At 40.2% G+C, this 4281-nt stretch carries 6 protein-coding genes; 4 read left to right on the top strand and 2 right to left on the bottom strand.

Annotated features, from left to right (window positions below; translation table 11 throughout):
* Nucleotides 1-186: 186 nt before the first annotated feature.
* Nucleotides 187-441: a hypothetical protein gene (locus HWQ38_RS17130; RefSeq protein ID WP_292795518.1), complete on the bottom strand. Its 255-nt coding sequence runs from the start codon at nt 439-441 to the stop codon at nt 187-189.
* A 186-nt stretch (nt 442-627) separates the two neighbouring features.
* The gene (locus HWQ38_RS17125) at nt 628-1725 is read right to left on the bottom strand and encodes a sulfate ABC transporter substrate-binding protein (RefSeq protein WP_292795520.1); all 1098 of its coding nucleotides are present in this window, start codon (nt 1723-1725) and stop codon (nt 628-630) included.
* 273 nt (nt 1726-1998) lie between these two features.
* On the opposite strand from HWQ38_RS17125, the gene HWQ38_RS17120 reads away from it, so the two are divergent.
* From HWQ38_RS17120 to HWQ38_RS17105, 4 genes are all read left to right on the top strand, one after another.
* Nucleotides 1999-2244 (top strand): hypothetical protein, encoded by a 246-nt coding sequence (locus HWQ38_RS17120; RefSeq protein ID WP_292795515.1) that lies wholly within the window; start codon nt 1999-2001, stop codon nt 2242-2244.
* A gap of 24 nt (nt 2245-2268) precedes the next feature.
* The gene (locus HWQ38_RS17115; RefSeq protein WP_292795512.1) at nt 2269-2733 is read left to right on the top strand and encodes an HAD family hydrolase; all 465 of its coding nucleotides are present in this window, start codon (nt 2269-2271) and stop codon (nt 2731-2733) included.
* A 63-nt stretch (nt 2734-2796) separates the two neighbouring features.
* Nucleotides 2797-3240, top strand: a complete 444-nt coding sequence (locus HWQ38_RS17110) for an HAD hydrolase family protein (RefSeq protein WP_292795509.1) — start codon at nt 2797-2799, stop codon at nt 3238-3240.
* A 128-nt stretch (nt 3241-3368) separates the two neighbouring features.
* Nucleotides 3369-3899 (top strand): 2'-5' RNA ligase family protein, encoded by a 531-nt coding sequence (locus HWQ38_RS17105; protein ID WP_292795507.1) that lies wholly within the window; start codon nt 3369-3371, stop codon nt 3897-3899.
* Nucleotides 3900-4281 lie beyond the last annotated feature (382 nt).

Raw genomic sequence — 4281 nt, 5'->3', positions numbered from 1 at the left:
AACGCGAACGCCAACGGTGAGCTTCTCTACGAGACGCTTCTCTTCGAGAGGCTTCTCTTCGAGAGGCTTCGCCAACGCCAACGCTAACGCATCCACATTGCCATCAACACTTTTTGTGACAAATATTACTTACAAATCTCTTCAGTATTTTCTTATGAATGATTCCGGATTGCTATAATTTCATGATTATGCTGGTGGGTCATTACTATTTAAGAGTTGTTTTTTACTGCACTTCAGTTGTTTCCAAAGTAATTTAATCTGTTTGTAAGCCTCATTAGCCGAGAGCTTCCCATTGGTTTCTAAACTAGTGATAATGCCCACTTTTTGAGCAAATTCTTGTAAATTTGCATTAAACACTAAGTTTTCTGGCTTAACCTGACCATAGTAACGACTGCGAGGGGCAATAAATTTGTCTTTGTCTTGTTGATTAGGCTGTTGCATAATTCTAATTCCGATTATGAACTTTCTTCTCATGATAGTCAATCTAGTTAAACTCAAGCTCTTTAAATAGTAATTTTTGCTTGAATATTTATCTAAGATCGTAGACCATAAGCTTTTCTCTAATATGGCTTATGGTCTACATTCATAATCATCTATGTTGGAAAAATTCTGAAAATTTTTACCTATTTATTTTGAAGACTTCTGAGCTTGAATCTGGTCAAAAATAGCACCTTCATTAAAAAATTGCTGCTGAATCTTGTTCCATCCTCCTAAATCTTCAGCTTTAAACAGAGTTTTAACTTTAGGAAAAGTGCTACCCAGTTCTTTTGCAATCGTATTATTCACGGGGCGAAATCCTATTTTGGCAAATTCTCGTTGTATCTCTGGTGTGTACAGATATTGCACAAATGCTTCTGCAACTTTCCGAGTCCCGTGTTGCTCGGCGTTCTTATCTACCACAGCAATTGGATTATCAATAGATATATTCACATCAGGGACAACATATGAGAACTTTTCGCCTTTTTGTTTTGATAAAATCATTTCATTTTCATAGTTGAGTAAAGCATCCCCTTGACCTTGTTTAAAGAACAATTCGCTGGCATTACGAGCAGTCTTGGGCAGCACAGGTACATTTTTATAGACTTTGGAAGTAAAATCTAATGCTTGCTTCTCATCGTGTCCAGTTTTTATTACGTAACCCCATAGACTCAGGAAGTTCCATCGCGCACCACCAGATGTTTTCGGATTAGCTGTCAGTACACTCACTCCTGGTCTTGTCAAATCTGTCCATGTTTTAATATTTTTGGGATTCCCCTCACGAGCAGCGATCGCACCTACGGATTGGGTCACAATTGCATTATTTGGTGCTTCTTTTTCCCAACCCGGTTGAATAAAACCTGTCTGAACCAGTTTGTCAATGTCAAGACCCAGTGACAGGTGTACCACATCAGCTGACAAACCATCAATCACATTTAGGGTTTGAGAACCAGACCCATCATAACTTTCGGTAAAAGTCAGATTTTGGTTATGTTCTTTTTTCCATTTTTCTCTAAATTGCGGAATAATCTGCTCGTATGCAGCCTTTGTAACTGAATAAGAAACAAACGTTAGGTTTAGATCACCACCTGAATTGGCAATAGTATTACTAGTTTTATCAACATTAGCCCCAGAACAAGCACTCATGAATATACTCAAGCTTACTCCCGCCAAAAATAGGGATATAAACCCCCAGTTTCTTATAGCTTGCCAAGCTTTAACAGTACGAGTGTGAATTTGTTTAGTGATATATGTGTTTAATTTCCAAGTATGCTGCCACTTGTTTCTCAAAATTTCCCTCCTCTATTAAATTCGGTAAGCCGAGAGACTTACTGTAGTTTAGAGGTATTATAAGATAGTTGCCACAAATTACATAACCTTTGGTTAATCTAAATTTAAACAAGTTATATAAAACCCCTATTTGATTTTTGAACAAGAGTCACTATGTATCTATCGGTTTTTTCTGTTGCCTGTTGCCTGTCCACGCAAGTAAATTCAGGAATTAAAGCGGATTCCTATAATATGATTAAAGCCGTACTTTTTGACCTTGACGATACGCTCATAGATCACGATGCAGCAATTAGGGATGCCGCAGGTGCATTGTTTGATCAGGTCATACCTGATGGCAAACATGAGTTGAAGGTGTTCATAGAGCAATGGATATCCTTGAACCGAAAGTGGTATAAAAAGTTCTTTGCAAAACAAGTCACGTTTCAGGAATCGGGCAGAGGAAAACTGCGAGAAGCATTCTCGAAATACGGATATTAATTTTCAGATACAGATGCTGATGCCTTGCTCTCGGAGTACTGGGAACATTACGTGAGTATGTGCCAGTTATACGATGATGTCAAAGAGTGTTTTGCACAGTTACAGAAATGCAAGATTGGGGTGGTAACAAACGGTCAGGAGGCGCAGCAGGTTGAAAAACTTAGACGATGCGGTATTCTGTCAGTTATGGATGTCGTTGTTACTTCAGAAGTGGCAGGATTTGCCAAGCCTGCGCCCCAGATTTTTCAGTATGCTTGTGCCAAATTGGGAGTACAACAAACACAGAGCGTCTATGTTGGAGATAACCTTGAACTAGACGCGATCGCGGCCAGAGATGCCGGATTAATAGGAGTTTGGCTTAATCGTCTTCACGGGGATTTGCAGGCATCTCCTCGGATTATAAAACGAATTAATCGGCTGACTGAACTATCAGAGTTAAGCACCCATCAAGATTATCAGAATCAAACTTCTTTTTGTATATTACAGTAAACCTAGCGATTTATAGTAAATTAAGGTAGAATTCTCTTCTCAACCAGTGTCCCTGATTAGTTTATGAACATTATCTACATTTGTGATTTAGATGGTACATTGCTTGGAGATAATGCAATTCTTTCTTCGTTTAGCAAGAAAGTACTTCACGAACTCTTGCATCAAGGACTACAGTTTACTGTAGCTAGTGCGCGTAGCGTCGTTTCTATGCAAGTGATGCTGAAGGGTTTGAATCTTCGTCTCCCGGTTATCGAATTTAATGGTGCTTTTATTTCTGATTTTGATTCTGGCAAACACGAAATCATTAATTCTATTTGTCCTAATGTAGTTGAAAGTATCTACAAACTTATTCTTGAGTTCGGCTGTGTTCCGTTTGTATCTAGTTTTAACGGCACGGAAGATTGCGCTTATTATAAGGATGTAATCAACGATGGTATGCGTTGGTATCTTAACGATCGCCTAACAAACAAAGACCACAGATTGCGAGCAATTTCTATTAAAAAGTGAAAAGTCCCAGATATTTGTGTTCTGAACTACGTTTAATCTTAGAAAAAGATAAGAGCTTGGGATTGTGGCAGGTGCAAGACATTCCTTGAAGTATTATCCTGAATAGATGTTCGTGATTGTAATCAAAAATGGTGCGAAGTTTATTGGTTGTGAACTATCCGACGATTTCTGCTTTTGACTTCGCCTGGATTCAGAGTGTGCGAAAGCAGCACGATGAACTGTATTTACAAGTTATTGATCCCCACTTTACCTTGGTGTTTCCGGCTTTCAATTTTTTAGAAGCACCATTCATTAACCATGTGCGGCAGGTAACGCAACAAATCCAAGCTTTTGACTTTGTTATTCGGTGTGCCGTCTTGAGCAATGATGTTTTCAGCCAGTATACGCACATATTCCTAGTGCCTGACGAAGGTTATAGCAACATCGTTAAGCTGCATGATCGCCTATATACAGGAGTGCTAACTAAAGAGTTACGTCAAGATATCCCATTCATTCCCCACATTGGAATTGCTAACTCTCGTAATCCCCAAGAGTGTAAGCGTGTAGTTGACGAGCTAAATGCACAGTCGTTTGAGATCGTCGGCAGAGTGGAGAAGCTTGATGTGATTTGGTACGAAAATAATAGAGTCGGTACGATTGAAAAGATTACGTTGGTTTAGAGTGATAAATAGCGATCGCATCTGGGTGCAGACCATTATAATTCACATTAGGCGTGAATTATAAACGCTACGCAGATTTAGCTGACTGCCACCTTGGCTTGCTGTTTCCACACCGCATCTGCATACAATGATGTGTCGAAGTCCGGTGAAATGTTGCGTCACATTGTGGTCAATGTCTGAGCGATTGCTCACCCAGTTTTCGGGATCGGGTCCGAGTGGTCACTGAGCAGTTCGACAGGTCTTACCCTGAGCTTGCCGTTCGCGCAGCGTCTCGTAGAGAAGGGCTCACTGTGTCACTTTGTCGTACCACTTCGTGGAAGCAAGCTACGCGCAGCGCGATGCCCTGAGCTTGCCGTACCACTTCGTGGAAGCAAGCTACGCG

This window comes from Nostoc sp. NMS7 (genome assembly GCF_017115085.1).
In the GTDB taxonomy this organism is placed as follows: Bacteria; Cyanobacteriota; Cyanobacteriia; order Cyanobacteriales; family Nostocaceae; genus Nostoc.
The sequence above is the reverse complement of the archived record's forward strand: the minus strand, read 5'-3'. Positions and strand labels throughout refer to the sequence as shown.

Bases quoted from the DNA above. Each gene is read 5' to 3' on its own strand.
- HWQ38_RS17130 (WP_292795518.1), bottom strand. From the start codon at position 441: ATGCAACAGCCTAATCAACAAGACAAAGACAAATTTATTGCCCCTCGC.
- HWQ38_RS17105 (WP_292795507.1), top strand. From the start codon at position 3,369: ATGGTGCGAAGTTTATTGGTTGTGAACTATCCGACGATTTCTGCTTTT.
- HWQ38_RS17110 (WP_292795509.1), top strand. From the start codon at position 2,797: ATGAACATTATCTACATTTGTGATTTAGATGGTACATTGCTTGGAGAT.
- HWQ38_RS17120 (WP_292795515.1), top strand. From the start codon at position 1,999: ATGATTAAAGCCGTACTTTTTGACCTTGACGATACGCTCATAGATCAC.